We start from the raw sequence: 1,071 nt of genomic DNA, 5'->3' as shown, positions 1-1,071 counted from the left end.
GGGTGACGGTGTCCTGTTCGTAGGGTTCGGTGGGCCGGCCTGCGGCGTTCGTTGCCCGGCGGCGCTCCTCTTCGAAGTCTCCCTCGAGCCCGCTGAAGCCCTCCACGTCGGCCGGTCCCTTCGCCGGGGACTTGCTCGTGCGCGCTGGGTGGTCTTTGTCGGCGACGTGCCGACCGTGATGTGCAGCAAACATGCCAGTCACCGTACGCCGCGTGCGCGCTGCGTCAAGGGGTAGCGCGTCGCGGCGGCCGGTGCCGCGCTGGTAGGGCGGCCGGCCCGGCACGGTGTACCTTCTACATCACAGCAGTTGAATTCTGCTCAGAAGGACCTCGGCGGCGTTCGGCCCCGGGGTCCTTTGCCTTGCCGGCTGCGTGGTTGTGTGCCGGTCATGTCCCGGTCGTGTGCCGCGTGTCTGCGGCCGCGCCCACGGTCTGTCCAGCCGGGCATGCGAAGCTGGAGTGTGCGCTCCCTTTCGACAACAGGATTCCTGCGATACCTCGGCGGCGCGATCATCGCGTCGGCCGTCTTCGTCGCGCTGTACCTCTTCTTTGTGCGGACCCTGCACGGCCAGACCATGGACCAGCTCGCCTACGACGGCTCGATCTTCGGCAGGCGCAGTGTCACGGTCGTGACCCAGCAGGTGCTCGACCAGGTTCCGACCGTGTCGGTCGTGGCCGGCGCCGTCATCACCGGGATCATCACGGCCGTGCGCCGCGATCTCCGTACGCTCGTCGTGGCCATCGTCGTCGCCTTCGGCGCCGTCGTCACGACCCAGGTCCTCAAGGACATGCTGTTGACCCGTCCCGATCTCAGAGTCGACGGCTACGCCGGCAATTCGTTCCCGTCCGGGCACACGACGGTCGCAGCGGCATCCGCCCTCGCCGTGTTCCTCGTCTCGAGCCCGCGGACCCGCTGGCTGGCCGCCCTGCTCGGCTCGGCATTCGCGGCCGTCGCGGGAGTGTCGACGCTCGCGAACGGCTGGCACCGGCCGAGCGACGTCATCGCCGGGCTCCTGGTCGTCGCCGTCTGGGGCTGCGCGGGCGGCATCGCGCTCGGAGGGTGGGGTGCGTC

General features: G+C 69.7%; 2 protein-coding genes. One reads left to right on the top strand and one right to left on the bottom strand.

Features of this window, described 5'->3' with window-relative positions; translation table 11 throughout:
- Positions 1-193: hypothetical protein (locus QN350_RS19655; RefSeq protein ID WP_323517194.1), on the bottom strand; the 193-nt coding region annotated here is incomplete at its 3' end.
- Between the two features lie 267 nt (positions 194-460).
- Between QN350_RS19655 and QN350_RS19650 the strand changes: the two genes are divergently transcribed.
- The coding region (locus QN350_RS19650) for a phosphatase PAP2 family protein (protein ID WP_323517191.1) at positions 461-1,071 on the top strand (611 nt) is incomplete at its 3' end.

Source organism: Cryobacterium sp. 10I5, assembly GCF_035019865.1.
Taxonomy (GTDB): domain Bacteria; phylum Actinomycetota; class Actinomycetes; order Actinomycetales; family Microbacteriaceae; genus Cryobacterium; species Cryobacterium breve_A.
Note: the sequence above shows the minus strand (reverse complement) of the source record. Positions and strands in the feature narration are given on the sequence as shown.